This is a genomic window from Pseudoalteromonas luteoviolacea (assembly GCF_001750165.1).
Lineage (GTDB): Bacteria > Pseudomonadota > Gammaproteobacteria > Enterobacterales > Alteromonadaceae > Pseudoalteromonas > Pseudoalteromonas luteoviolacea_G.
Genome location: NZ_CP015412.1, coordinates 599,137 through 625,208, shown reverse-complemented (window position 1 = coordinate 625,208; position 26,072 = coordinate 599,137). Strand labels below are relative to the sequence as shown.

Annotated in this window: 20 protein-coding genes; 13 read left to right on the top strand and 7 right to left on the bottom strand. The window is 39.1% G+C overall.

The window, feature by feature from the left end:
- Nucleotides 1–246: 246 nt before the first annotated feature.
- Nucleotides 247–1,602, top strand: coding sequence for a class II 3-deoxy-7-phosphoheptulonate synthase (locus S4054249_RS23170; RefSeq protein ID WP_046358249.1), 1,356 nt, complete (start codon nt 247–249; stop codon nt 1,600–1,602).
- Between the two features lie 29 nt (nt 1,603–1,631).
- On the opposite strand, the gene ppsR is transcribed toward S4054249_RS23170, so the two are convergent.
- Nucleotides 1,632–2,441 carry a posphoenolpyruvate synthetase regulatory kinase/phosphorylase PpsR gene (gene ppsR, locus S4054249_RS23165; RefSeq protein WP_046358248.1) on the bottom strand — a complete coding sequence of 270 codons (810 nt, stop codon included), beginning with the start codon at nt 2,439–2,441 and terminating at the stop codon, nt 1,632–1,634.
- A gap of 141 nt (nt 2,442–2,582) precedes the next feature.
- On the opposite strand from ppsR, the gene ppsA reads away from it, so the two are divergent.
- A complete protein-coding gene (ppsA, locus tag S4054249_RS23160) occupies nt 2,583–4,958 on the top strand; it encodes a phosphoenolpyruvate synthase (protein WP_046358247.1) in 2,376 nt (791 codons plus the stop codon).
- Between the two features lie 434 nt (nt 4,959–5,392).
- On the opposite strand, the gene S4054249_RS23155 is transcribed toward ppsA, so the two are convergent.
- Nucleotides 5,393–6,694, bottom strand: coding sequence for an HD domain-containing phosphohydrolase (locus S4054249_RS23155; RefSeq protein WP_046358246.1), 1,302 nt, complete (start codon nt 6,692–6,694; stop codon nt 5,393–5,395).
- A 96-nt stretch (nt 6,695–6,790) separates the two neighbouring features.
- Here S4054249_RS23155 and S4054249_RS23150 point away from each other — a divergent pair, with 96 nt between their 5' ends.
- The 9 genes from S4054249_RS23150 (at nt 6,791) to S4054249_RS23110 (ending at nt 19,541) form a co-directional block, all read left to right on the top strand.
- Nucleotides 6,791–7,855 (top strand): response regulator, encoded by a 1,065-nt coding sequence (locus S4054249_RS23150; protein ID WP_046358245.1) that lies wholly within the window; start codon nt 6,791–6,793, stop codon nt 7,853–7,855.
- Nucleotides 7,852–8,391 carry a heme NO-binding domain-containing protein gene (locus S4054249_RS23145; protein ID WP_046358244.1) on the top strand — a complete coding sequence of 180 codons (540 nt, stop codon included), beginning with the start codon at nt 7,852–7,854 and terminating at the stop codon, nt 8,389–8,391. Before S4054249_RS23150 ends, S4054249_RS23145 begins: the two co-directional genes overlap by 4 nt.
- Nucleotides 8,392–8,393: 2 nt before the next feature.
- Nucleotides 8,394–9,344, top strand: coding sequence for a sensor histidine kinase (locus S4054249_RS23140; RefSeq protein WP_046358243.1), 951 nt, complete (start codon nt 8,394–8,396; stop codon nt 9,342–9,344).
- A gap of 505 nt (nt 9,345–9,849) precedes the next feature.
- Complete coding sequence (locus S4054249_RS23135; RefSeq protein WP_046358257.1) at nt 9,850–12,972, top strand: glycosyl hydrolase family 18 protein; 3,123 nt, start codon at nt 9,850–9,852, stop codon at nt 12,970–12,972.
- A gap of 85 nt (nt 12,973–13,057) precedes the next feature.
- Nucleotides 13,058–14,491, top strand: coding sequence for a lytic polysaccharide monooxygenase (locus S4054249_RS23130; RefSeq protein ID WP_046358242.1), 1,434 nt, complete (start codon nt 13,058–13,060; stop codon nt 14,489–14,491).
- A 67-nt stretch (nt 14,492–14,558) separates the two neighbouring features.
- A complete protein-coding gene (locus S4054249_RS23125) occupies nt 14,559–17,018 on the top strand; it encodes a glycosyl hydrolase family 18 protein (RefSeq protein WP_046358241.1) in 2,460 nt (819 codons plus the stop codon).
- A 155-nt stretch (nt 17,019–17,173) separates the two neighbouring features.
- Nucleotides 17,174–17,944, top strand: a complete 771-nt coding sequence (locus S4054249_RS23120; RefSeq protein WP_046358240.1) for a substrate-binding periplasmic protein — start codon at nt 17,174–17,176, stop codon at nt 17,942–17,944.
- On the top strand, nt 17,941–18,351 hold the full coding sequence (locus tag S4054249_RS23115) for a hypothetical protein (RefSeq protein WP_046358239.1): 411 nt from the start codon (nt 17,941–17,943) through the stop codon (nt 18,349–18,351). The genes S4054249_RS23120 and S4054249_RS23115 overlap by 4 nt, the downstream gene beginning before the upstream one ends.
- Nucleotides 18,352–18,356: 5 nt before the next feature.
- The gene (locus tag S4054249_RS23110) at nt 18,357–19,541 is read left to right on the top strand and encodes an anhydro-N-acetylmuramic acid kinase (RefSeq protein ID WP_046358238.1); all 1,185 of its coding nucleotides are present in this window, start codon (nt 18,357–18,359) and stop codon (nt 19,539–19,541) included.
- On the opposite strand, the gene S4054249_RS23105 is transcribed toward S4054249_RS23110, so the two are convergent.
- Together S4054249_RS23105 and S4054249_RS23100 are read right to left on the bottom strand one after the other, a co-directional pair.
- Complete coding sequence (locus S4054249_RS23105; RefSeq protein ID WP_046358237.1) at nt 19,530–20,024, bottom strand: hypothetical protein; 495 nt, start codon at nt 20,022–20,024, stop codon at nt 19,530–19,532. The two genes, S4054249_RS23110 and S4054249_RS23105, sit on opposite strands and share 12 nt — an antisense overlap.
- Nucleotides 20,025–20,140: 116 nt before the next feature.
- Complete coding sequence (locus S4054249_RS23100; protein WP_046358236.1) at nt 20,141–21,280, bottom strand: Na/Pi symporter; 1,140 nt, start codon at nt 21,278–21,280, stop codon at nt 20,141–20,143.
- Nucleotides 21,281–21,613: 333 nt separating this feature from the next.
- Between S4054249_RS23100 and S4054249_RS23095 the strand changes: the two genes are divergently transcribed.
- Nucleotides 21,614–23,593 carry a sensor histidine kinase gene (locus S4054249_RS23095; RefSeq protein WP_046358235.1) on the top strand — a complete coding sequence of 660 codons (1,980 nt, stop codon included), beginning with the start codon at nt 21,614–21,616 and terminating at the stop codon, nt 23,591–23,593.
- 76 nt (nt 23,594–23,669) lie between these two features.
- Nucleotides 23,670–24,173, top strand: coding sequence for a YcgN family cysteine cluster protein (locus S4054249_RS23090; RefSeq protein ID WP_046358234.1), 504 nt, complete (start codon nt 23,670–23,672; stop codon nt 24,171–24,173).
- A gap of 59 nt (nt 24,174–24,232) precedes the next feature.
- On the opposite strand, the gene minE is transcribed toward S4054249_RS23090, so the two are convergent.
- The 3 genes from minE to minC are packed head-to-tail and all read right to left on the bottom strand — an operon-like array spanning nt 24,233 to nt 26,014.
- Nucleotides 24,233–24,496, bottom strand: coding sequence for a cell division topological specificity factor MinE (minE, locus tag S4054249_RS23085; protein WP_039610476.1), 264 nt, complete (start codon nt 24,494–24,496; stop codon nt 24,233–24,235).
- A gap of 1 nt (nt 24,497) precedes the next feature.
- Entirely contained in the window at nt 24,498–25,307 is an 810-nt protein-coding gene (minD, locus tag S4054249_RS23080) for a septum site-determining protein MinD (protein WP_046358233.1), read from the bottom strand.
- A gap of 5 nt (nt 25,308–25,312) precedes the next feature.
- Nucleotides 25,313–26,014: a septum site-determining protein MinC gene (gene minC / locus S4054249_RS23075; RefSeq protein ID WP_046358232.1), complete on the bottom strand. Its 702-nt coding sequence runs from the start codon at nt 26,012–26,014 to the stop codon at nt 25,313–25,315.
- Between the last annotated feature and the right edge of the window lie 58 nt (nt 26,015–26,072).

Sequence of the window (26,072 nt, the reverse complement as noted above, 5' to 3'; positions counted from 1 at the left end):
GATAGGAGTTATTTAACATAATCACAATTCAGCGTTAATCAATTAATGCCCAAAAGGCGTGTTATTTTGAATACTTTTGTTTTAATTATGCACATTATTGAAGTTAAATTTAAAACAATAAAGTATGATGTGTTCTTAGGTGGTAGATGTTATTAGTAAAATAATTGAAATTTAACTAATTTGTGCTTGATGCTTACCGTCCTATACGATAACGTGCATTGTGAGGTAACTAATGAGGAATGAGAAATGAAACCTTGGAGTCCAGATAGCTGGAGAGAACATCCGATTGTACAACAACCGGAATACCCAGATAAGAACCTATTAAAAAATGTAGAAGCTGAATTAAATGCAGCTCCGCCGCTTGTTTTTGCAGAAGAAACCAGAAGCCTATACAAGAACCTTGCAGATGTGTGTAATGGTAAAGCTTTTTTGCTACAGGGTGGTGATTGCGCAGAATCATTTTCAGATTTCAGTGCAACCAACATTAGAGACACATTCAAAACTTTATTGCAGATGGCTGTCGTTCTTACTTATGGTGGTAAATGCCCAGTAGTTAAAATAGCGCGAATGGCCGGCCAATATGCAAAACCGAGATCATCTGACTATGAAACGATTAATGGTGTTTCGCTTCCATCATATCGTGGTGACATCATCAATAATTTTGAATTTACGGAAGAAGCTCGGATCCCTGACCCAAACAGGTTGATGAAAGCATATCATCACAGTGCTTCAACATTAAACTTACTTAGAGCCTTTGCACAGGGTGGACTTGCAGATTTACACCAGGTAAGCCGTTGGAACATGAGTTTTGTTGCAGCTAATCCTTTACGAGATAAATTTCAACAAATGGCAAATCGCATTCAAGATGCTTTAGAGTTTATGGAAGTGTGCGGTATTGATGCTTCTGTTGCGCCTAGTCTAAAAGAAACCCATCTATACACATCCCATGAAGCTTTGCTTCTTGGGTATGAACAGGCGTTGACAAGAAGAGATCATTTATCTGGCGATTGGTATGATTGTTCCGCGCATTTCGTATGGATTGGGGAACGCACTAGGCAGTTAGACCATGCTCATATCGAGTTCTTTAGAGGCATAAAGAACCCAATAGGTGTTAAAGTTGGTCCGGGCATGGACCCTGATGAATTAATCAGATTAATTGACGCTTTAAACCCTGAAAATATACCTGGTAGACTAACTCTTATAACAAGAATGGGAGCGGACATTTTACCTGAAAAGCTGCCAAACTTGGTCAGAAAAGTAAAATCTGAGGGCAGGAACGTGGTTTGGTCTTCTGATCCGATGCATGGTAATACAGAGAAAGCAAGCACTGGCTATAAGACGAGAAGCTTTAACAACATTCTGAGAGAAATAAGCCAATTCTTTGCAGTTCACAAGTCAGAGGGAACTTACCCTGGTGGTGTGCATTTAGAAATGACTGGACAGCATGTGACAGAATGTATTGGTGGCGCATATGGCTTATCTGATGAAGACCTAGCACAACGCTACCGAACTCAGTGTGACCCTAGGTTGAATGCAGATCAAGTTTTAGAACTCGGATTCTTAGTTGCTGATTTACTTAAGGATGCTAGAGACAGAGTTTAATAAATAAGGCCGCTTTAATGCGGCCTTTTTTAATATTTATTTCTGGATAAGCCTGCTTCCGCAATAATTTTTGCAGAGATTTCTTCAACAGAGAATTTCGTAGAATTCAAAAAAGGCGTTTTATGTCTTTTAAATAACATTTCTACTTCACGTACCTCAATACGACACTGTCTTATTGACGCATATTTGGAATTAGCCATTCTCTCCTGTCGAATTGAAGCCAATCTTTCTGGATCTATCGTCAATCCAAATAACTTACTTTTATGTTCTAATAGAAATTTTGGAAAGTTACCTTTTTCAAGATCATCTTCGGTAATAGGGTAGTTAGCTGCTTTTATGCCATATTGTAAAGCTAGATACAAACTTGCGGGTGTTTTACCACTTCGACTGACACCGACTAAAATAATATCTGCTTCATCATAGTCTTTAACGTTCGCGCCATCATCATTTGCAAGTGCGTAGTTAACAGCTGATATTCTGAAATCATACGTTTTTTCATGAATGCTATGTGTTCTGTGAACCTTAGGTACTGGTTTAACTTTTAGCTCTCGTTTAACAATTTCGCTAGCATAGGATAAAAAGTCGTAGCAAACACCTTTTGAAGATAAAATAATATCTGACAATTCAGGGTTAACAAATGTAAAGAATACGAGTGGAGGCTCACCACTGGTTTGTGCAACTTTATCTATAGTCGCTTTTATTGTATGAGCTTTTTCAACTGATTCGATGAAGGGCATTGTTTTATGGTCAAATTCTACCGGGAACATTGACAATGTTGCATGACCAAAAACTTCTGCTGTAATGGCAGTGCCATCTGATATATAGAATGCTGTTCTCATTTTAACCTTTTCATTACTTTTTTAGTATTTTTTCAAGTCTTGGTTTACGCGGCTATACTTACCGTTGTAGAATGCCTTCGACCTAAAGGAAGGTCAATTAATCTCTCACATTTATTACAATTTGTTTTTGGAGACAGTTCCGTGCAAGACTACGTTCTCTGGTATCAAGAATTGGGTATGCATGACGTACCTCGAGTTGGTGGTAAAAACGCTTCTCTTGGTGAAATGATATCTAACCTTGCTAACGCTGGTGTACAAGTACCAGGTGGATTCGCAACTACAGCAGATGCGTTTAATGAATTTCTAGAGCAATCAGGGCTCAATGAAAAAATCCACACTATTTTAGACACCCTAGATGTTGACGACGTCAACGAACTGGCAAAAGTAGGTAGCCAGATCAGACAATGGGTCATCGACACTCCTTTCCAACCAGAATTAGACCAAGCAATTCGAGAAGCTTACAAAACCCTCCATGGTGACGATAGCAATGACGTATCTTTTGCTGTTCGTTCATCTGCAACTGCAGAAGATATGCCAGACGCATCATTTGCTGGCCAACAAGAAACTTTCCTAAATGTTCGTGGTATTGACGCAGTAATGGTTGCTATCAAGCACGTTTTTGCTTCGCTTTTCAATGACCGAGCGATTTCTTACCGTGTACACCAAGGTTACGATCATAGAGGTGTAGCACTTTCCGCAGGCATCCAGAGAATGGTGCGTTCAGACAAAGCATCTTCTGGTGTAATGTTCTCTATTGATACTGAATCAGGTTTTGAGGATGTAGTATTCGTAACTTCAAGCTATGGCCTAGGTGAAATGGTCGTACAGGGCGCTGTTAATCCAGATGAGTTTTATGTTCATAAGCCTACTTTAGCCAATGGCAAACCTGCTGTAGTAAGAAGAAATATCGGTTCTAAAGCAATTCAGATGATTTACTCAAGTGATGAATCACATGGTAAACAAGTAGAGATTGTTGATATGGACCCAGCTCTTTCGAACAAATTCTCAATTACAGACGAAGAAGTTCAAGAGCTCGCAAAACAAGCTGTTATCATCGAAAAACACTATGGCCGCCCTATGGATATCGAATGGGCAAAAGATGGTAACGACGGCAAGCTGTATATAGTACAAGCTAGACCAGAAACAGTCCGCTCAAACGAAGACTCAAACGTGATGGAACGTTTCCAGCTACAAGAGAAATCAAATGTAGTATGCGAAGGTCGAGCAATTGGCCATAAGATTGGTTCAGGCATTGTTAGAGTTTTAACATCAATTGATGAGATGGATAAAGTTCAACAAGGCGATGTGCTTGTTACTGACATGACAGACCCAGATTGGGAACCTATCATGAAACGAGCTTCAGCAATTGTAACTAATCGCGGTGGCAGAACGTGTCACGCAGCGATCATTGCTCGTGAATTAGGTATCCCTGCTGTAGTTGGTTGTGGTAACGCAACTGACACTATTAAACACGGTGATGCTGTAACAGTTTCATGTGCTGAGGGTGACACAGGTTATATTTATGAAGATGAATTGAAATACGAAGTTATTTCATCACGTATAGATTCTATGCCTGATCTACCTTTAAAGATCATGATGAATGTTGGTAACCCAGACCGTGCGTTCGACTTTGCAAAATTACCACATGCTGGTATCGGCCTTGCTCGTTTAGAGTTTATTATCAATCGTATGATAGGTGTCCACCCTAAAGCACTTATTAATTTTGATAGTCAGTCTGAAGAACTTAAAGCAGAAATCAGCGATATCATTGCCGGTTATGACTCACCTGTAGAGTTTTATATTGCAAAGTTAGTCGAAGGGATTTCTACACTTGGCGCAGCTTTCGCTCCTGAAAAAGTAATTGTTCGTATGTCTGACTTTAAGTCAAACGAATATGCAAACTTAATCGGTGGACAGCAATATGAGCCGGAAGAAGAGAACCCAATGATTGGTTTCCGTGGTGCTTCTCGTTATATTTCTGAAGACTTCAGAGAATGTTTTGCATTAGAATGTGAAGCAATTAAACGAGTTCGCAATGAGATGGGTCTTACAAATGTCGAAATTATGATTCCATTTGTAAGAACACTTGAAGAAGCAGCTAAAGTTATTGAACTATTAGAAGAGCATGGTCTAAAGCGCGGAGAGAATGGTCTTCGTGTTATCATGATGTGTGAGTTACCTTCTAATGCACTACTTGCCGATGAATTTTTAGAGTACTTCGATGGTTTCTCAATTGGTTCAAATGATTTGACTCAGTTAACATTAGGTCTTGATAGAGATTCAGGTCTAATTGCTCACTTATTTGATGAAAGAAATCCGGCAATCAAAAAGCTACTATCAATGGCAATTAAAACTGCTAAAGAAAAGGGCAAGTATGTTGGTATTTGTGGGCAAGGTCCGTCTGATCACGAAGACTTTGCAGCTTGGCTTGTAGAGCAGGGAATAGATACTGTTTCACTAAATCCAGATACAGTATTAGAAACATGGTTATACTTGGCTGAAAAGTTCAATAAATAACCATTTACAAACTGCACCTATACCTTAGGTGCAGTTTGTTTTGCTTCAACAGTTCGCTTCAACAGTTCGCTTCAACAGTTCGCTTCAACAGTTCGCTTCAACAGTTCGCTTCAACAGTTCGCTTCAACAGTTCGCTTCAACAGTTCGCTTCAACAGTTCGCTTCAACAGTTCGCTTCAACAGTTCGCTTCAACAGTTCGCTTCAACAGTTCGCTTCAACAGTTCGCTTCAACAGTTCGCTTCAACAGTTCGCTTCAACAGTTCGCTTCAACAGTTCGCTTCAGCTTTCTTTTTGAACAAACTAGTTAATAACAACTCATTGCTGAATTATCCCGAATGCAATTAAGTATGATGTGTTCGTATAAATGGCAATATGTTCTTATTGTTGAAGGTGTTAGTCTCAATTTTTTTTCATTGAGACTAAATTTAACATAATTAATTATCTACAATCATGATTCTAAAAGGGGTAGGCTTTTGAGTCTCTAGTTGCTGCAACTTGGAAATTGAGTTCTCTGAAAAAATATGACCTTTAGGTAATAACATTATGCCTTGAGCATTATGCATTGCTAATCCTAACTCCATACCAGCTTTGAGCTGTTGTGCAGTGAGTATACTCATGCTGCCAACTTTATCTGTTTCGGTCTGATCTTTAGACAACACATTAAGTAGCGACTCAACAACTTTTGGATGGTAAAAACTGCCACTATACATCTTTATAATTTCCAAAGCGTTTTCTTTCCGTTCGTCCATTGGACGTTGGCTTTGATACAGGTGCTCTATATAGTCTCTTGCAACCGCAAGTATTTGTGCTCCTATCGGTATTTCTTTTCCTTTTATACCTTTGGGAACACCTTGACCGTTATACTTCTCAAATTGACTATAAATTGACTCGGCTACATCACTTAAATGCTGAGCAGGCATTAACATTAATTGTGCAGTGGCAGGATGCGTTAAAAATACTTTCTTCTTTTCTGCATCCAATTCATGGAAAGGCCGTGAATATAGAGTAGGGTCCATAGCTAGTAACCCTACTTGCGATAGATACCCTGACATTCTTACCATATCAGCAATTTCAGAACTCAATGAAAGACCTTTTGCTACTTGGTAGCAAAGTTTAGCAATATGTTTAGCCTTATCGGCATCGAGGTATGGGTTTGCATTAATAAAATTATAGAGTAGCTCTACTGTGCTTCGGTGTTCTTTCTTCTCATTTTCATTTGCTGATTCAAGTTGTTTAAGTACTTGCCTGATTTGCGAAGTCCGTTTTTCTACTAAACTTTCCAGATTTGTATTGAGTTCTTTAAGTTCTTCGTTTTGTGCTTGTACCTGCTTTTGTAATAGATCATTTTGCTTTTTTAATTTAGTTAACTCAGCTGCTTTATTAATTTCTCTTACTAACTGCTCGTTGTTCCAAGGTTTTTGGAGGTAACCGTGTATTCCACCGCTGTTGATAGCATTGATTGTGTCTTGGATATCTGAATAGCCAGTTAATAAGATTCTTCTGGCATCTGGAGAAATTGCCTTTGCATGAGTCAAAAACTCAGCACCATCCATATTTGGCATTCTCATATCAGAAATAATGACATCAAAATCAATTTCCCTAACTCGATCCAAAGCTTCATGACCAGACTGGAATAATTCTGCCTTTATTCCATTTTGTCTCAAGAGCCGACCTAAAGAATTGAGCACACTTTTTTCATCATCAAGGCAAAGTACGACAATTGGTTCGTCATTCATAAATAAGAAGTACTCCAACACACAATTATTGATTTGTTATTAGTTTTAAAACTAGACTAAACTTTAATAAGAAACAATATAATAGGCACGCTTTTGATGAAAATAAAACCAACGAATGTTCTGATATTAGATGACGATAAACTAATACTTAGATCTCTTGCAAGATCGCTGTCACGAGTGCTAAAAGTCGATAATATTGTCACTATAAACGATCCTACGTTGGTTGAGCAGTATCTTTCAAATTCTGATGTAATGTATGACTTATTTATTACAGATTATCAAATGCCTTCAATGAACGGAGAACAGGCATTAAAAATAGTACAACTAAAAAGCCCAACTACCATTAGAGTGCTTATGTCAGGAGACATTGACTCAGTGCGTAGCGATTTTAATCACGTGTGTGCCAATATTTTCATGCCCAAACCATTTTCAATCGAAGATATCAATTTCTTAGGTTATTTTTATCAAAAGGCCAACTGTTTTGATATTGCTGGCGACAACGCTGTACAACAAGGTTTTGTACCGTACGTTCCATTACCAAAAATAAGCAATGACCAAACGCCTGTTAAAGAGTCCCAGTATTTAAATACCACATCAGAACTAGAAGCTTATTTAGATGTCTCAAAATTAGATAATGCTGACAGACGAGCAATCCTAAGAACAACAACAAAAATGCTTAATGAGCAATTGGAATTTATTGACAAATTTATTGATACGGTTGGCTGGGTTGAAATCAATCAAGCCATAAAGCTTTTCTTCTGTTGGGGCATCAAATCATTTGCATTTGCAAGGCACAACAATGTAGATGAAAACGAATGTATTACTATATTTTGTATAATATTCAGTTACTGGATCAACAAAGTAATTCATTTATATTTAAAGGTCGGATTTAGACAGTCTTTCGAACTGTCAGTTCTTAACCGATATGCATCGGCTTGGGGAGTTGAACAATCCTTTATTCAAAAAAGGCAAAAAGCCATCATTGAAAAGCCAAGTTCAGAATTAGCACTAATATGTAAGGCGGTCCTAGAAAATATGAATACTGACATAGAAAGCTTAGTATCGGACATTTTAAACTCTGAAATTGCGGACATGCAAAGTCTTACTAAATTACTATCAACCAACAATCAAATGAACTCTATCAAAGAGGGCTCTGTATGAAAGGTTTAATTTTTAGGTGTTTAGAGGAGTTAGTAATTGAAACTAAAGGAATGGACTTATGGGAGGAGCTTTTAGAAAAGTATTGTCCTGCTGATAGGGTTTATGTAAGTGCAAGATCTTATCCAGATGAAGAATTAGTGAATATGGCAGTAAGTGTATCTCAAGTACTTGAGCTACCACTCCCTGATACCCTAAAAGCATTTGGAACATACTTGTTTTCTTTTCTGGCAAAAAAACATCCAGCGATAGTTTCTGAGTTCAAAACTTTCGAAGAGCTCATAGTTTCAATTGACGAAGTTATACATCGTGAAGTTGAAAAGCTTTATGATGAGCCAAATCTACCTACCATTAGCGCAAATGTGATTGACTCAAACACGATAGAGTTAATCTATAATTCCCCTAGAAAATTATGCTTTTGTGCTGAAGGGCTCATTTATGGCTGCGCCGAACATTTCGATGAACAGGTAGAAATACAACAAACCACCTGTACACATAAGCATGATCAAGTTTGTACATTTATTATTAGTCACGGCTAACTATGCAAAATTATTACAAAGCGTACCTGCGAGAAAAACAAGCTAGAGACGAACTAGAGCAACTACTAGAAGAAAAAACAAGCAAGCTTTACACACTTAATGTCGAACTAGAAAAAAAGCTCGAACAATTACAACAGCAGCAATTAGCTGTTGTACAGTCAGAAAAAATGGCGACTCTAGGCACGCTTTCAGCGGGAGTTGCACATGAAATAAATAACCCTCTGGCTTATCTAACATGTAATTTAGATACTCTAACAAGTTACTCTGACGATATAGCTCTTTATTTAAGAGCTGTAACAAAGCTAATTAATAACGAGTATTCTTTTGCGGAATTTAAAATTGAGGTTGAAAAGCTACAACAAACCATATCAACTTCAGATTTGATACAGGATGTATCAGATATCTCAGAAGATTGTATTGAGGGATGCCAGCGGATCAGCAAAATAGTCGCTAACCTTCTAGATTTTGCTAAACCTAAAATAGTGACAAATACTGAATTTGAAATTAAAGAAGTAATAGACCAAGCAACACAATTATTAGAAAACAGACTCAAACAGCTGCAAGTTAACATTGATTGTGAGCCAGAGCTGCTGATCGAAGGAAATAAAGCAAATCTAACACAAGCATTTATAAATATACTGGTTAATGCCGCTCAATCTTGTTTAGAAAAACGGGAAATGAATCCACAATATAGAGCAACGTTAGTATTAAAAGCCCATAAACATAACAATACTGCATTAATTCAAGTCATAGATAACGGCAAAGGAATAGAAGAAAGTAGTATCAGTAAGGTGTTTGACCCTTTTTTCTCAACAAAGCCTTTAGGCGAGGGCACTGGAATGGGCCTCGCGGTAGCCTACGGAATCATTTCTAACCATCAAGGGGTGATATCATTAAGCAATAATAGAGACGGCGGCGTGACTGTTTCTATTAAAATACCACTTACAACTTAAACTATTCTCCTACCAAAAATACAAAACCCCTATAGTTTATAAGACTTAAGTCTAAATCAAATGCCATTTCATAAAAATGGCATTTGAAAAATATCTGTGTGCGAAATCAAATTAACAGATATTTAATTACTATTTTATATAACCATTGGATATAGCTTATAACTTAACAAAGTTTACGTACGCGTAAACTTTCGGATAACTTTTATTAATGCGAAAGTTTACATTTAGACCCAGTTCAGACACAAACTATTAATAACCAACTGTTATATATGCAATAGTATTAAAATTTACCTATAAAAGAGATGAATTGGATTCATATGTAGCTTACAACCCGAAAAATTAGTTTTATTCATAAAGAGCATGTAAATGCAGTACATTAGTATTAATTGAAAAGAAAAGGTGTTCATTATTTAACCACACCAACATTGACGTGTTTAATTTCTATGTTAGCTTTATTTAACAAATGTTAATCACAATTAATGTAAAGGTTGGTGATAAAATGAAAATGAGAAATCATATAATAAATGCACTCAAGTTGAGTTCAATCGCAATTGCAATTAGCACAACATATGCAAGTGCATACGATTGTACAGGTCTAGCAGATTGGCAAAACGGCTATACTTACGTAGGCGGTAATCAGGTAGTACAAACAAATACTGCCTATGAAGCAAAATGGTGGACAAGGTCAGAGCCTGCTACAAATTCAGGCCCAAATCAGGAATGGAAAAAACTAGGTGAATGTAGTGGCGGAGCTGTTAATAACCCACCGGTAATCAGTCAGTTAAAACCAGTTTCAGGTTCTGAATTTAACCAAAATGACAGCGTTGCCATAAGTGTAAATGCAGTTGACGTTGACGGAAACGTAAATCGAGTGGAGTTTTATGTTGACAACACGCTCATTGCAACTGATACCACAGGCGTAGCAGACACATTTGATACTAATTGGACGGCAGGACAACCAGGTCAATATCAAATAAGCGCTAAAGCATTTGATGACAAGAATGAGGCTTCAAACATACTATCAAATCTCTTGACAGTAAAAACATCTACTCCTGTAAATGAAGCGCCTGTTGCTGCGTTAGACATTAAATCAAAGCCTGTAGAACTCGTTGTCGGAAGCAATGTTGTTTTCTCACTTTCAGGTTCTGATGCAGATGGAACATTAAGTAAACTAAGCTTTGCTGTAAATGGTACAGAAGTCGTCGCAACTAACGGCACTGCAACAGAACACACTTGGGTTGCACCAGCAGATGGTACTTACAACTTCACACTGACTGTTACTGACAATGAAAATGCAAGTACTAGTGTCACGACTCAGCTTCAAGTTGGTGCACAAGTGCCAGGCGACCGCGATGCATGTAAACCAGATGGTCTATACCAAACTCCTGGCGTTAATACACCTTACTGTACAATCTATGACGCAAATGGCCGTGAACTTATGGGTGCGGATCATCCACGTAGGGTTATCGGTTATTTCACAAGTTGGAGAAACGGTGCAAATGGTCAGCCTTCGTACCTCGTAAATGATATTCCATGGGACAAGATTACCCACATCAACTATGCATTTGCACATGTCGATGCTGCAAACAAAGTGTCAATCGGAGATCCTAACGCTGCGGGTAATCCAGCGACTAACATGGAATGGCCAGGCGTTGCTGGCGCTGAATTAGACCCAACATTGCCTTACAAAGGCCACTTCAACCTTTTAACTAAGTACAAAAAGCAGTATCCAGATGTCAAAACATTGATCAGTGTTGGCGGCTGGGCAGAAACAGGTGGTTTCTTTGGTCCTGATGGCTCCAGAGTTAACAGTGGTGGTTTCTATACCATGACTACAAATGCGGATGGTTCAATTAATAATGCAGGTATCGAGACATTTGTTGCGAGCTCTGTTGAATTCATTCGTAAATATGGATTTGATGGCGTAGATATTGATTATGAATATCCTTCTTCAATGAAAGACTCTGGCCACCCAGATGATTTCCCAATCTCAAATGCAAGACGTGCAGGGTTGAACGCGTCATATCAAGTCTTAATGAAACGTCTTCGTGAAGAACTTGATAAAGCAGGCCAACAAGACGGCGTCCATTACATGTTAACAATTGCGTCTCCTTCATCTGGCTACTTATTACGCGGAATGGAAACATTCCAAGTTACTAAATACCTAGACTATGTAAATATCATGTCATATGACTTGCACGGTGCTTGGAACTCACACGTTGGACATAACGCAGCGCTATACGATACAGGTGAGGATTCAGAACTTAAGGCTTGGAATGTTTACGGCACAAAAGAGTTTGAAGGCATTGGCTACCTAAATACAGACTGGGCAGTTAAATATTTCCAAGGTGGGCTATCTGCTGGTCGAATTAATATCGGTATCCCATACTACACACGTGGTTTTAAAGATGTTCAAGGTGGTACAAATGGTCTTTGGGGTCAAGCAGCACTTCCAAATCAAGCCGACTGTGCACCGGGTACTGGTGTAGGCGAGAAAAACAAATGCGGTAATGGTGCTGTTGGCATTGACAACCTATGGCACGACAAGAACGATGTTGGTTTAGAAATTCCTGCTGGCTCAAACCCATTATGGCATGCTAAAAACCTTCAAAACGGGGTTGTACCTAGCTACCTATCGATTTATGGCTTAACACCTGATACAGATCCAGCAGACCAATTAACAGGTACTTATACACGTCACTATGACTCTGTTGCAGTAGCCCCTTGGTTATGGAATGCACAAAAAAATGTATTCATCTCAATTGAAGATGAAGAATCTATGGGCACTAAAGTCGATTACGTAATCAATAAAGGTCTTGGCGGTATCATGTTCTGGGAACTAGCCGGTGACTTCGATTACGACCAAGCGAAAGGCGAGTACTTCATGGGTTCGAGTATGACAACGTTAGCTTATAACAAGTTCAAACAGTCAGGTTCGCAATACGATGTACATCGCGGTGACATAGCTTTCCAAGTACCAACTGAACAAGTTGACATATCATTTGAAGCTAAAAACTTCCCAGTAGGTGATGATAACTACCCTATAGCGCCAACATTTACGTTTACCAATAACTCCAATATTGATTTATCTGGTGCGAAAATATCGTTTGATGTTCCAGTGTCAACTTCTGCAATCTTCAAGTCTAATTGGAATGCGCAAGAGAAATTAATTATGGCTGTAGACGTAAATAGCTCTAATGCAGCAGGGAACAACATTGGTGGCTTTGATAATGACTTCCATAGATTCTCAATCACGTTTATCGATGATTGGGGCAATCAACCTAAGTCATTTGCACCGGGTGAGTCTGTCAATGCTCAAGTTATGTACTACATGCCAGTAACTGGTCCAGTTAACTTTACAGCAGAAAAAGATGGTAAACGTTACGCGTTTAAGTTTGAACATCCGACACTGCCGGCTGCTAAACCAGGAGATGGTAATGGTGGACCTATCACTCACTGTGAAGGCACACCAATTGCGGAAATCCCTGTATACCCAACATTTCCGCGCGGTACACATGCTGGCCAAGGTGACCTTATAATCGATGGAAAAGGCGTTTATAAAGCTAAATGGTGGAGTAATAAGCAACCATCTACAAGTTCAGATTATCAAAAAGTCTGTTCACTTTAGAAAGTAATTGGAGGAGGGCAACCTCCTCCACAAAACCGAAGTCAACATAACAAAAAAATCAGCATGTAGTATCAAGGTGAGCGAAATGAAAACTCTAAAAAGAAAGGTTTTAACGTCAGTCTCTGTTGCTTGTACAGCCTATCTGACATTACATTCAATCAATGCATCTGCACATGGCTTTATGGACTACCCAAAAGCAAGACAATCAATCTGTGAGGCACAAGGCGGTTATTGGTGGCCAGACGATGGGTCAAACATTCCAAACTTGGCATGTAGGGCAGCATTTTTAGAATCAGGATATGTTCAGTTTGTACAAGAGCATGAATTTGCGTCACTTATTGCTGATTATAACAACCAAGCAGCCGTAGAAGCCGCAATACCAGATGGCACACTTTGTGCGGCAGGTTCTAATGAAAAAAGAGGCATGAACCTACCCCATGCAGATTGGCAAATAACTGATGTTAAGCCAAATGCAAACGGGGAGGTTGCAATACGATTTAGAGCAACAACACCACACAACCCAAGCTTTTGGAAATTCTATTTAACGAAACCTACATTTAATGCCACTACAGATATGCTCAATTGGACAGATCTGGATTTGATTACTGAGGTAGGCAACATCAACTTTGTTACAGACCCAGACGGTAAAAAATTCTACGAAATGACGTTAAATATTCCTCAAGAAAGAAGTGGCAGAGCAATTCTATATACCCGTTGGCAACGCAACGATGTGGCTGGTGAAGGCTTTTATAATTGTTCAGACATCAATATCGTGACAGATGTTCAACCAGTCGATTGGATCAGTGCCGGTTATTTCATTAAGCAAGGTCAAAATGCAACCGCCGGCGATACTGTCTGGGCGAGAGTTTTCAACGGCAATGGTCAAGAAATTATTAAGCAATCACTAAAAATAACATCGACCAATGAAACAAATTGGCAAACAGAATTAGCAAATATACTTAATACTAACTACTCAACAGATGTGCAAGTTGGCGTAAAAGGTGCTGATGGAAACATAAACTTCGACCAAAATAATATTTTAACCAACGAAGTGTTTGTAACAGATGCAGCCAATACGTACAACTTAACCATTCAGGTTAAGCAACCTAACACGCCACCTACAGTACATAAGCCTGATCCGATAATAATGAATGAACTGACAGAGGCCCAGTTACATGTTCACGCTTTTGATAGTGACACAATGGAACTGAGTTATACGTGGGACGTTCCAGCAGGCCTTACATTCACAGGGACAGGGGCAACAATTACATTAAAGGCCGCAGATGTCACAAACGACACTAGCTATACAGTTGGAGTCAGTGTTTCAGATGGCGAATTGTCATCAACAACAACTGCGGATATCACCGTTAAGAACGTCGCTAGTACACTAAAACCTTGGAACAAGTCAAAAACATACGTAGCAGGCGATAAGGTAAGCCATAACGGTGTTGATTATGAAGCTAAGTGGTGGAACCGAGGCGAAGAACCTGGAACAACACAGGTTTGGAAAAAGATTTAAACAGATGTAAAGGTCGCTCCAATTATTGGGGTTTGGATATAACATGTAAAATAAGGTTGAGATAGTAATGAAAATTAATAATTTAACTGCAGCTATAGGATTAGCATTGATGTCTACTGGATTGATGGCAGCACCTTCAGCTCCACAAATCAGTTGGGAACCGCAAACCTACTCGTTTGTAGATGTAAATCTAGAAGGTAATGGCTCGTACAAGCAAATCGTACAAGCTAAAGATGTTGTGACAGTAAACATTAAGTGGAACTCATGGAGTGGCACAGGCGGCGACAGTTATAAAGTTTATTTTGATAATCAAGTCGTAAATCAAGGTCCTCTAGCAGCGGGCACTAAGGGCGGTACAGTTTCGTTCCCGTATACTAAATCAGGTCGTCATACACTATACCTAGAAATTTGTGACGCAACTGGTTGTGCTAAAAGTGCAGGTAAACCAATTGTAATAGCAGATACGGACGGCGGTCATTTACAGCCATTAACAATGGATGTAGATCCTAATAACGCTAACAATGGCACTATTCCAGGCATGGTAACGGGTGCTTACTTTGTAGAGTGGGGCATCTACGGCCGTGATTTTGATGTGTCTAATATTCCTGCGCACAACTTATCTCACCTTCTTTACGGATTCATTCCAATTTGTGGACCTAACGAATCTTTGAAAGAAATTGAAAATGGTAATAGCTGGCGTGCATTACAAAAAGCATGTGCAGATTCTCAGGATTATGAAGTTGTAATTCACGATCCTTGGGCGGCAGTGCAGAAGACGCTGCCTGGTACTGACAACAATGACCCAATCCGTGGTACATATGCTCAGTTAATGGCGCTTAAACAACGTTATCCTGACCTGAAAATCTTACCTTCAGTAGGTGGCTGGACTCTATCAGACCCTTTCCATGGCTTCACAACTAAAGCAAACAGAGACACGTTTGTCGCATCAATGAAGCAGTTTTTGAAAACTTGGAAGTTCTATGATGGTGTTGATATTGATTGGGAATTCCCAGGTGGTGATGGTCCAAACCCAGGTTTGGGTGACCCTGTAAATGATGGGCCAGCTTACATTGCGTTAATGCAAGAGCTAAGAGTTATGCTTGACGAGTTAGAGGCCGAAACGGGTCGTAAGTATGAGCTTACTTCTGCAATTGGCTCTGGTTATGACAAGATAGAAGACGTAGACTATCAAGTTGCTCAACAATACATGGACTACATCTTTGCCATGACTTACGATTTTTACGGTGGTTGGAATAATGTAACAGGTCACCAAACTGGCATATATTGCGGCTCACACTTAAGCCAAGGTGAATGTGACGGAACTGGCTTAGACGATAATGGTGAACCAAGAAAAGGTCCTGCATATACACTTGATAACGCAGTTAAAGCTTTATTAGCGCAAGGTGTTAACTCGAAGAAAATCGTTGTAGGTGCTGCTATGTATGGCCGTGGATGGGATGGCGTATTTGACTCAAATACGACTATTCCAGGCAATCCTATGACAGCGCCGGGTAATGGTAAATATTCAGGTTCCACCAGCGAAGGTGTCTGGGAAGCTGGCATCATGGACTATAAAGCAATTGCTAAAAACCTTGTTGGTGGTGGAAATGGTTTGAATGGCTTCACAGTAGGATATGATGAACAAGCTGAAGCAGCTTGGGTTTGGAACCAATCTAAGGGTAAACTTCTTACGTATGATAGCCCTCGCTCAGTTCGTGCAAAAGGCCAGTACGTTAACCTACACAATTTAGGTGGTCTATTCGCTTGGGAAGTTGATGCAGACAATGGTGATATCTTAAATGCCATGTATGATGGATTAACTGGTGGTATGCCTGTAAACAGAGCACCGGTTGTTAACGTTGACGCAAATTTAACACTAAACTCTGGCCAATCGACTAACCTTACAGTGAATGCAACTGACCCTGAAGGTGCGGCATTAACATATGCTTGGTCAAGTCAAGGTCTTACGTTAACAGCGGCAAACACAGCAACAGTTGGCATTACTGCGCCATCAGTGGCTACTGACACAACTTTCCAATTGAAAATCGTCGTAACTGATGACCAAAACGCAGCTACGGAGAAAACAGTATCTGTGTTAGTGAAGGCAGATGTACCAGCTGGTGCTCCAGTTGTTCAGCCAATAGCAAATGTGACTGTACAAGAAACACAATCTGTAAATGTCTCTGTAGTAGCGACTGACCCTAACAATGACCCACTAACGTATACTTGGAATGTACCAGCAGGTCTTACTGTATCTGGTCAAGGTGCATCAGTGCAACTAACAGCGGGTGATGTGGCTCAAGACACAACAGTGACAGTATCAGTAGCTGTGTCTGACGGTACACATACAACAGCTACATCTTTTGATGTGACCATCACAAATGTAGACTCAGGTGCACCGGCTTGGGATGCAAATACTGTGTACGTAGGAGGAGATAAAGTTACTCATAACGGTTCGCTATATCAAGCAAAATGGTGGACTCGAGGTGAGGAGCCTGGAAAAGCACAAGTTTGGAAGGCGCTTTAATCCGGCTGCATTAAAAGTTAGGGTTGATATTCATAACTGATTTGTGAATTGACCAATGGATAGGCCAACCCTATTATAAACAAAGGTGCAAAGCACCTTTGTTTTTTTTCCTAAATAAATCATACTAAGTTTATAATTCCACTCAGAAACGTCATGTGAAAAAGATCTTAATTGCAATTGCTTTCTACTCAAGCTTCGTCCATTCTGCGCCAAACTGTAAAACAGAAAAAAAGGTCGGTATAGGTGGCACTTGGCCCCCATACATCCGATATGAAAACGATGTCCCAAAAGGTGTAGATATAGCGATAACTAAGTTAGTTTTTGAAAAAGCAAAGATCTGTATTCAGTTTTTGCGTTTACCTAGCTCAGCCAGAGGGTTAGTTGAATTATATAAAGGATTTATTGATGTTTTGCCCTCAGCTAGTTTTAATATAGAAAGAGCACAAAACGCACATTTTACAGTTCCTTATAGGCGGGAACGCATGAGATTATTTACCAGACTTGAACTTGCGCCAGTCAAAAGCCTTACTGAATTGTTTGCCGCAGAATACACCTTCGTTACAAACCCTGGGGCATACTATGGCGAGGAGTTAAGGCAAATCTTACAAATTTCTTGGTATCAGCAAAGGCTTGTAGAAGTCGCAAGCGCTTCAAGACGAATGGAACTGGTAAACAAAAAAAGAATCGACTTTTTAATAGAGGATGAATACAGCGGATATTATTATATCAATCGACTTGGGTACGATAAATTAAGGTTACACTCATATATCGTCAACGATAATGCTATCCACTTTATGTTGAGCCGGATAAATTTCACTCAGCAAGAAATTGATGCGGTTAACGAAGCAATAGAAAGCTTAAAACCAGAAATAGAAAAAATATTAAAAGCGGCACAACCAAAAGAGCTAACTAAGGAGAACATTTGAAATATCTTTTATATTTGACGCTGTTGATGATATCAACATCCGCCCTGTCAAAAGAAAAACCATATTCAATAGATACTTATTTACCACAAATTAATCTGAACGAATTTTATAACCAAGATAAAATTAGACCGAAGAACAGTGACTTTAAGATAAACAGTACTCTTGCAATGTCAACTGACGAGGGAAACAGGGCCGTACTTATCAATATCTCTAATTTGTCCTCAGGCCGAAGGATATTGGAGCCTGAGCAGATCATGGTTTTATATGCCAATGGTCAAGCCCACTTACTGACAGCATTACCAAAAAAAATTATTCTTGATGGTTATCAAGCAGTCAATTTGACTCTCGAACTAGGTCACAATATTTACCCAGTCATTTCAGTCTTAACCACTAACAATATTCAGTAGTACTTATGAACCCACATATACAAAGACTTTACAAACTATCAGAAAAAAAACAAAGAACCATTATAGGCTTAATGAGCGGAACATCTTTGGATGGCTTGGATATCGCCGTTTGTGTGATTTCTGGGTCTGGCATAAGTACACAATGTAAAGTTACTCATTTTGAAACTGTCGCTTATGACGATGCAATCAAAGAAAAGATTTTAGCTGTCTTTTCTAAAGAATATGTTGACCTGAAATATATGACTTTGCTCAACCCTTGGATTGGCACTTACCATGCACGCTTAGTTAACGAGCAATTATCAAGATGGGGAATAGAAGATAAAGACATCGATCTAATAGCAAGCCATGGGCAAACGATTTATCATTGTCCAAATAGTTTCCATGATTTACCCGACTTTAAACATGGTACTTTGCAGATTGGGGATGGCGATCATATTGCTATAGATACAGGTATAATAACCTTATCCGATTTTAGACAAAAGCACATAGCAGCAGGGTTCGAAGGTGCGCCTTTAGCACAATACGGTGATTATTATCTGTTCGCTGAGCCCAATAAAAACACTTTACTTTTAAATATCGGTGGAATTGCAAATTTTACATTTATAGGGAAGAACCATACTCTTAATGACATCATTTGCTCTGACATTGGACCTGGAAACACCTTGATGGACCAATATGTCCGAAAATATTTAAATCTAGCTTATGACCAAAATGGGGACTTAGCTTCTAAAGGTATAGTATGCAAAGAATTACTATCGGCATTGACGTCATTGGACTTCATTATACAGCCTATGCCTAAAACCACTGGCCCAGAATTGTTTAATGTAGACTTACTAGAATCAATAATTTTGCACAAGAAGCTTAAAATTTCGCACCATGACACACTTGCGACATTAAATGAATTCACTGCATATTGTATTGTTGACCACATTACAAAGCTAGATGTTTCAGGAACAGTAGAGGTCATAGTCAGTGGTGGTGGTGCCCACAATGACACACTTTTCAATAAACTAAAGGATAAACTCTCAAGGAATTTTAATATTGTGAAGCTTGATAATGATGGAATTGATACAGACTCTAAAGAAGCTGTACTGTTCGCCGTACTTGCGAATCAATGTGTCATGAGTGAAAGTGCAGATGAGAATACACAAGGGCAATTGACCTTCGGGAAAATTTCACTACCTCTGTAAAGCTAAACCGTCCATTAATTCATTTTTCCAGGCAGTCAATCTTGCAGATAGGATCTTAAAGAAAGGCTGCTGAGATTGAAAAGTTGATGAATCTGCCTCATTACTATCAATCCCACATGCCAACTCAACCTGTGCATCCACGATGTTTTTAACCCCACCAGTTTCTCCAAGCAAACTAAGCTGTGTCATGTAAGTACCTGCTTTACCATTGCCTTTTAAAATAAGTTCAACAGAGCCTTTTACAATATCTAGATCATCTAGCACTACATTTCCGCTAAAGTTGACATACCGAGCATCTATATGAGTAGAAGTAATCACCAGTGTATTGCCTGAAGCAGCGTCACTTGGCAACAAACAGTCCAACACAAGCTCGTCCCCTTGGACCTCAAACTCAATTTCATCAAGTGCAGATGCCTTCCCTATAGGAAAAAGAGGGTCTGTATGTGTGTATAACTCAAATTGAATAGTTCTAGAATTTCGCATTAGATACAACTAAAAGTTTTAATCAGCTTTATTGTGAAGTTTTTTTATTGCATTTATATGAACAAAACCTCGGTGACAAAATAAAGTCACCGAGGCGTTATATTGTCTAGCTTAAATTAACGAACAGCTAGCATGATAAGACCGGGTACTACGAAGAATGAACCAAGTACATATCCGAACGCAGCAGTCTTGTTCTTAGCACCCACTTCAGCAAGCTTCTCAGCACACTTGATTGGGATTTCGCGCAGTAGTGGCAAACCGTAGATTAGACCAACAGCGAAAACGTTGAACATTACATGTACTAACGCAACAGTTAACGCTACTTCACCCGCAGGGCCTGTGATTGAAGTTGCTGCAAGTAGCGCTGTAATAGTAGTACCGATGTTTGCACCCAGTGTGAATGGGTAGATTTGACGCGTAGTGAAAACACCGCTACCTGCAAGTGGAATCATTAAGCTAGTAGTCGTTGATGAAGACTGAACCATAACAGTAACTACAGCACCTGAACTGATCCCTGCAATTGGACCGCGGCCGATTGCACCATGAAGTAAGTCTTTTGCTTTACCTACAAGTGCTTGTTTTAGCAGCTTGCCTAAAGTTGTTACAGCAAAGAGGATTAATGCGATACCAATAACAACCATTGCGATACCAGCAGCTTTTCCATCTAGGAAACTTACAGAATCTTTAACAACGCCAACAGCTGGTTTCACTAAAGGCTTGATGAAGTTATAACTCTTAATTGATAAGTCCGCATCACCAACGAATAGGTGCGCAAGACTGGCAGAGAACTTTTCTAATAAACCGAACATGATCTCTAATGGTAAGAAGATCGCTACCGCAAATAGATTGAAGAAATCATGTACAGTAGAAGCAGCAAAGGCTCTTTGGAACTCTTCTTTAGAACGAATATGACCTATAGATACTAATGTGTTTGTAATTGTAGTACCTATGTTTGCACCCATAATCATAGGGATGGCGATTTGTAATGGCAAACCACCAGCAACTAAACCGACTATAACAGATGTTACAGTAGAAGATGATTGAACTAGGGCTGTAGCAAGTGCACCCAATAGAAGTGCGACGAATGGATTAGTAGCAAAGGCGAAAATTTCTTTCGCACCTTCAGAACCGCCGGAAGCAAGTTTAAAACCACCACTGACTGTACCTACGGCAACTAGCACTAAATAAACAAGAAATGCAATTGCACCCCAGGTTAGTAACTTTGATGGTAATGACTTTTGGCTATATTCACTCATTGATTTATCTCGTTATGTCAATGCCATTTTTTATGGCACTTTGATGACGTTTTTGTTTCAGGACGCATTTAAACAAACAAATATGACAGAAATATTTCAGTCGCGATAATTGTACCTACAAACCATTACTGATTAATGTCTTAAATCAAGTAAATAGACAGGGCAAAATAGCTCGAGATAGCTATGTGACTGTTTTATTGAGTTTTTATCAAATTAATCTGTGTTACAATCCTTTACAATCCACTTAGGCTTAAACAGAAATCATTCTCAGCCTCCATATTTGCTACATGATTAAAGGCTAAAGTTTGACTAAAAGAATGAAGAGAATAAGTAATGCGTTGTTTTTTGCTGGTACTGCTGTGTTTTTTTTGTACACCAATCATTGCTAGTCCATTGACCAATATAGAGCCAACAACAATAAAACCAAATACACAGGCTCTCTCTCTAAATAATGAAGCGATGTTTTACCTCGATTACGAAGGACAGTTTCGCAGTGCATTTGACTTTGACCGCCATTCATACCACTTCAGGCCAATTAGCGAAATAAATAAGAAACCAAAAATAAGCATTTATTCGAAATGGGCATACATTAAGCTTGATAATCAAAGTAAGGTCACAGACTGGAAGATGTCATTTGGCTTTCCTCGCTTAGCTAAGCTGTCAGTATATAAAAAACTACCAAATGGGTGGCAAGACCTTGTGAATTTGGACGAATCGGACCCTTTCAGTAAACGTCCAGTTCAAGATCCACAAATGTATATACCTCTGAACATGGATTTTGGTGAAAACATCTTTCTTATCGAATATCAAACGTTTGCAAACGCGCCAGCAAATTTGCAAATTCATACTCCTGAAAATTACCTTAAAGAGTCACACAAAAGTATCATCACTAATGCAAGCCTCACTGGCGTGGTTGCTGCTATCTTATTAATCGTTTTAGTAAATTTATTTTTTAATAAAAATAGTACAAACGTTTTTTATGCCGCTTGGACTTTTTTATTCTTTTTAATAGTCGTTGATACTGCGGGGTTCAGCTTTCAGTATTTTTGGCCCTCATACAATGCATTCTCTGGTCAATTTTCAATATTTTTAATGGCCACTGTCCCACTTTTTCATCTACTATTTGTCAGAGGCTTCTTGCAGCTAAAGCATTACCATCCAGCCTTAAATAAAGTCTATGTTGCTTTTATCGTACTTTACACAATCACTGTACCCACTGCTTTGTTGCTCGACACGGTCTATTTCAATCTCATTTTAAGTACACTAGTCATCCCTGTTTTTGTTTACACTTGTTCGTGGAGCATTAAGCAAAAGGGTCCAGGGATGCGTACTTTCACGTTTAGCTTGATAAACCATCTATTGTTTTTAAATATATTTACTATTTTGGGGGCAAGCTATGGCAACTTTATTGATGTTTTCGACATTACTTCATTCATCAAAATTGGGTACCTGATAGAAGTACTTTTATTCACCATTGCACTTGCTTTACAACACAAATCTCTGCAATCAAGGTTGTTAAGTCAACTTCAACATCAAGTGCATGCATTGAATCAAACAGTAAATACCAAACACCGCGAAGTTAGCTTTAAAGAAGAAAAGCTAAAAGAGAAAGAAGAGAAACTATTTACTGATTTGTCACATGAACTCAGAACGCCCCTAACTGTAATGAAGATTCAAGTTGAATCATTGCAGTACAATATTGTAGACAATGTTCAAGACTCCTATAACAAGCTAATGAGTAAAATTGATGAGCTCAATACCTTTATAGACCAACTGATGTTAGTAACAGATGACAAGGATATCGCATCGCTTTTAAGTCAAGAATCTACTAATGCACATGTCTACATTAATGAAATTTTCCAGACATGTATCAGCCAAGGTGACCCAAAAACATCAACATTTTCCATCACTAATAAATTAGACCGCTCATTGTCTATTACATTAGACAAACAAACCATCTCAAATGCAGTATGTGAAGTAGTAAAAAATGCTCTGAGATTTGGAGGAGAGGGCGTCGAAATTTCATTAAATACATATTTAGATCACGATTTCCTTGTGATCAGAATAGAAGATTCGGGCATGCCCTTGTCATATGAAGCACACCAACAATTGTTTCAACCTTTATTCAGAGAAGAAGTGTCTCGAAGCACGCTCATGGGTGGTAAAGGAATGGGACTAGCAGTGTGCAAAAAAATTGTAGAATCTCACGGCGGTAAAATCGAGTCACACAATAGTTTACTTGGCGGCTTATGTATCGAAATCTCTTTGCCTATGGATAATTCCGTACAGATTAGTGATGCCCAAGCAAGTTAAGGATCGCAATGTAATCTCTTTGCGCTATAACTGACTATACAGTAAAATCTGATGTTCAGTTTTTTGGGCGTTAATTATGAGCAGTATAGAATTTTGGGAAGCGAAGTCTTTAGCAGACATGAGCACCGAAGAGTGGGAAGCAATTTGCGATGGGTGTGGTAAATGCTGCCTTCATTCGTTTATTAATAGTGAAGAAGAGGAAGAACAATTCGAAAGCACCGATGTACTAAGAGAAGGTGAAGAATTGTTATACACTGATGTGATCTGCCAGTACAGTGACATACAAACCGGTGGATGTACACGCTATAGTGAGCGTCAAACGCTTGTCCCTACTTGCGTACAGTTAACAAAAGAGAACCTTAAAGATATTTTCTTTATGCCTCAATCATGTAGTTACCGTCGACTACATGAAGGTAGAGGTCTGGCAGCATGGCACCCACTCAAAAACAGTGGGTCTAAATCACTAATGCATGAATTAAATGTCAGTATAAAAGGCAAGGTCGTAAAAGAAACCGATGTCGACCTAGAGGAAGAATTTGAAGAACATATCGTCGAATGGCCTGAGTTCGACTGCGATTAATATCAAAATAATCTCCAGCATTAAAAAAGCCCACGATACTAGTATCATGGGCTTTTTTCTTATTTTTGTTCGTCTTCAGGCAAAGTAACATTTAATTCAAGTACTGCCAAATCGTCCTCGTTTTGCTCAAACTGAACATTCACAGCATCTGAATCTACTTTTACATATTTACTAATGACTTCCAAAATATCCTGCTTAAGTTGCGGCAAGTAATCTGGCGTGCCACGCTTAGAGCGCTCATGAGCAACAATAATTTGCAAACGTTCTTTCGCTAAAGAGGCGCTATTCTTTTTTTCTGAACGAAAATAGTCAAGTAAAGACAAGTTAACCTCCGAAAATTCTTTTCAGTAGACCTTTCTTTTCAACATTTAAAAATCTAAAGTCGATTATTTCACCAAGCAATCTGTCAATTGCGTCACTGTACGCTTGGCCAGCATCAGAATCGGTGTCTAAAATAACGGGCTGACCAGAGTTAGAAGCGTTGAGAACCGACTTCGACTCAGGTATGACACCAAGAAGGTCAATGGCTAAGATTTCTTGCACATCTTCTACAGATAACATTTCGCCAGTGGCTACACGCTCAGGGTTGTAACGGGTTAACAGTAGATGCTCTTTGACTGGCGCCGCACCGTCTTCAGCGCGTCGTGACTTACTTTGCAATATCCCTAAAATTCGATCAGAGTCTCTTACCGATGATACTTCAGGGTTTGTGGTTACGATCGCTTCATCAGCAAAATAAAGCGCCATCATTGCACCAGCTTCGATACCAGCTGGCGAATCACAGATGATAAAATCAAAGTCTTCTTTTAGTTCATTTAAAACTTTTTCTACGCCTTCACGAGTCAAAGCATCTTTATCTCGCGTCTGAGATGCAGGAAGAATGAAAAGTTTTTCTACTCGCTTATCTTTGATGAGCGCCTGATTTAAGTTTGCTTCACCGTTGATGACGTTAACGAAATCATAAACCACACGGCGCTCACATCCCATGATTAAGTCGAGATTTCTAAGGCCAATATCAAAATCGATGATGGCTGTTTTATAGCCTTTTAATGCTAACCCCGTACCAATTGCTGCACTCGATGTAGTTTTACCCACACCACCTTTACCGGAAGTTACGACAATAATTTTTGCCATTAGATTTATCCTTTGACCAATGCTGTTAATTCTAAAGATTCATTTGTTTGGGTAATCTTACAAGGATTACCCCAAAATTCCCCTTGAAGGGAATCGCTGATCCAGTAGCTACCATTAACTGATACTAGCTCAGCTTCCAATTTTTGACAGTAAATACTCGCAGAATCATTACCTTGTGCACCAGCAATTGCACGGCCTCGTAATGTTCCGTAAATATGAATATTACCATCTGCTATTACTTCTGCGCCGTGACTAACAGCCCCCATAATAATCAAATCCCTGTCTTTGGCGTATATTTGCTGACCTGATCTAACAGTCCCATTCACCACTTGAGCTGGCACATAAACATGTTTTTCAACAACCTCAGTTTGAGTATTGCTTGAAATGCTTGGCGCAACATCTTTTGTATAATTCAAAACAGACATGCCAATGGATTTTGCAGTGTCGTTATGCTCGTCACTACCATTGCAAATACCAACAGGATTGAGTGATAGCTCACTTAAGATAGACTTTAAATCTGAAAGTACCAAAGGCTCGTCTTGGACTTCGGCCAGATTTATTACGATAGGTGCGCCTTTAAAGAACTTAGGCGCCTGAGATATTTTTTCACTCAACTGTGCTTTTACAATACTTAAGTCAGCATTCAAAAGCTGTAATACAGATAACGTGAAAAGGTTCCCTTTGAGTTCGAAAGATTGTGTAGACATAAGCGCTCAAATATAACTGCGTACTCTTTGTTAAATCTTATTTTGACCCCGTACTATG

Excerpts from the sequence above, each read along its gene's own strand:
- S4054249_RS23150 (WP_046358245.1), top strand. The coding sequence starts at position 6,791 with ATGAAAATAAAACCAACGAATGTTCTGATATTAGATGACGATAAACTA.
- S4054249_RS23170 (WP_046358249.1), top strand. The coding sequence starts at position 247 with ATGAAACCTTGGAGTCCAGATAGCTGGAGAGAACATCCGATTGTACAA.
- S4054249_RS23155 (WP_046358246.1), bottom strand. The coding sequence starts at position 6,694 with ATGAATGACGAACCAATTGTCGTACTTTGCCTTGATGATGAAAAAAGT.
- S4054249_RS23125 (WP_046358241.1), top strand. The coding sequence starts at position 14,559 with ATGAAAATTAATAATTTAACTGCAGCTATAGGATTAGCATTGATGTCT.
- S4054249_RS23140 (WP_046358243.1), top strand. The coding sequence starts at position 8,394 with ATGCAAAATTATTACAAAGCGTACCTGCGAGAAAAACAAGCTAGAGAC.
- ppsR (WP_046358248.1), bottom strand. The coding sequence starts at position 2,441 with ATGAGAACAGCATTCTATATATCAGATGGCACTGCCATTACAGCAGAA.
- minD (WP_046358233.1), bottom strand. The coding sequence starts at position 25,307 with ATGGCAAAAATTATTGTCGTAACTTCCGGTAAAGGTGGTGTGGGTAAA.
- S4054249_RS23130 (WP_046358242.1), top strand. The coding sequence starts at position 13,058 with ATGAAAACTCTAAAAAGAAAGGTTTTAACGTCAGTCTCTGTTGCTTGT.
- S4054249_RS23110 (WP_046358238.1), top strand. The coding sequence starts at position 18,357 with ATGAACCCACATATACAAAGACTTTACAAACTATCAGAAAAAAAACAA.
- S4054249_RS23145 (WP_046358244.1), top strand. The coding sequence starts at position 7,852 with ATGAAAGGTTTAATTTTTAGGTGTTTAGAGGAGTTAGTAATTGAAACT.
- S4054249_RS23100 (WP_046358236.1), bottom strand. The coding sequence starts at position 21,280 with ATGAGTGAATATAGCCAAAAGTCATTACCATCAAAGTTACTAACCTGG.
- S4054249_RS23105 (WP_046358237.1), bottom strand. The coding sequence starts at position 20,024 with ATGCGAAATTCTAGAACTATTCAATTTGAGTTATACACACATACAGAC.
- S4054249_RS23135 (WP_046358257.1), top strand. The coding sequence starts at position 9,850 with ATGAGAAATCATATAATAAATGCACTCAAGTTGAGTTCAATCGCAATT.
- minC (WP_046358232.1), bottom strand. The coding sequence starts at position 26,014 with ATGTCTACACAATCTTTCGAACTCAAAGGGAACCTTTTCACGTTATCT.
- S4054249_RS23095 (WP_046358235.1), top strand. The coding sequence starts at position 21,614 with ATGCGTTGTTTTTTGCTGGTACTGCTGTGTTTTTTTTGTACACCAATC.
- S4054249_RS23090 (WP_046358234.1), top strand. The coding sequence starts at position 23,670 with ATGAGCAGTATAGAATTTTGGGAAGCGAAGTCTTTAGCAGACATGAGC.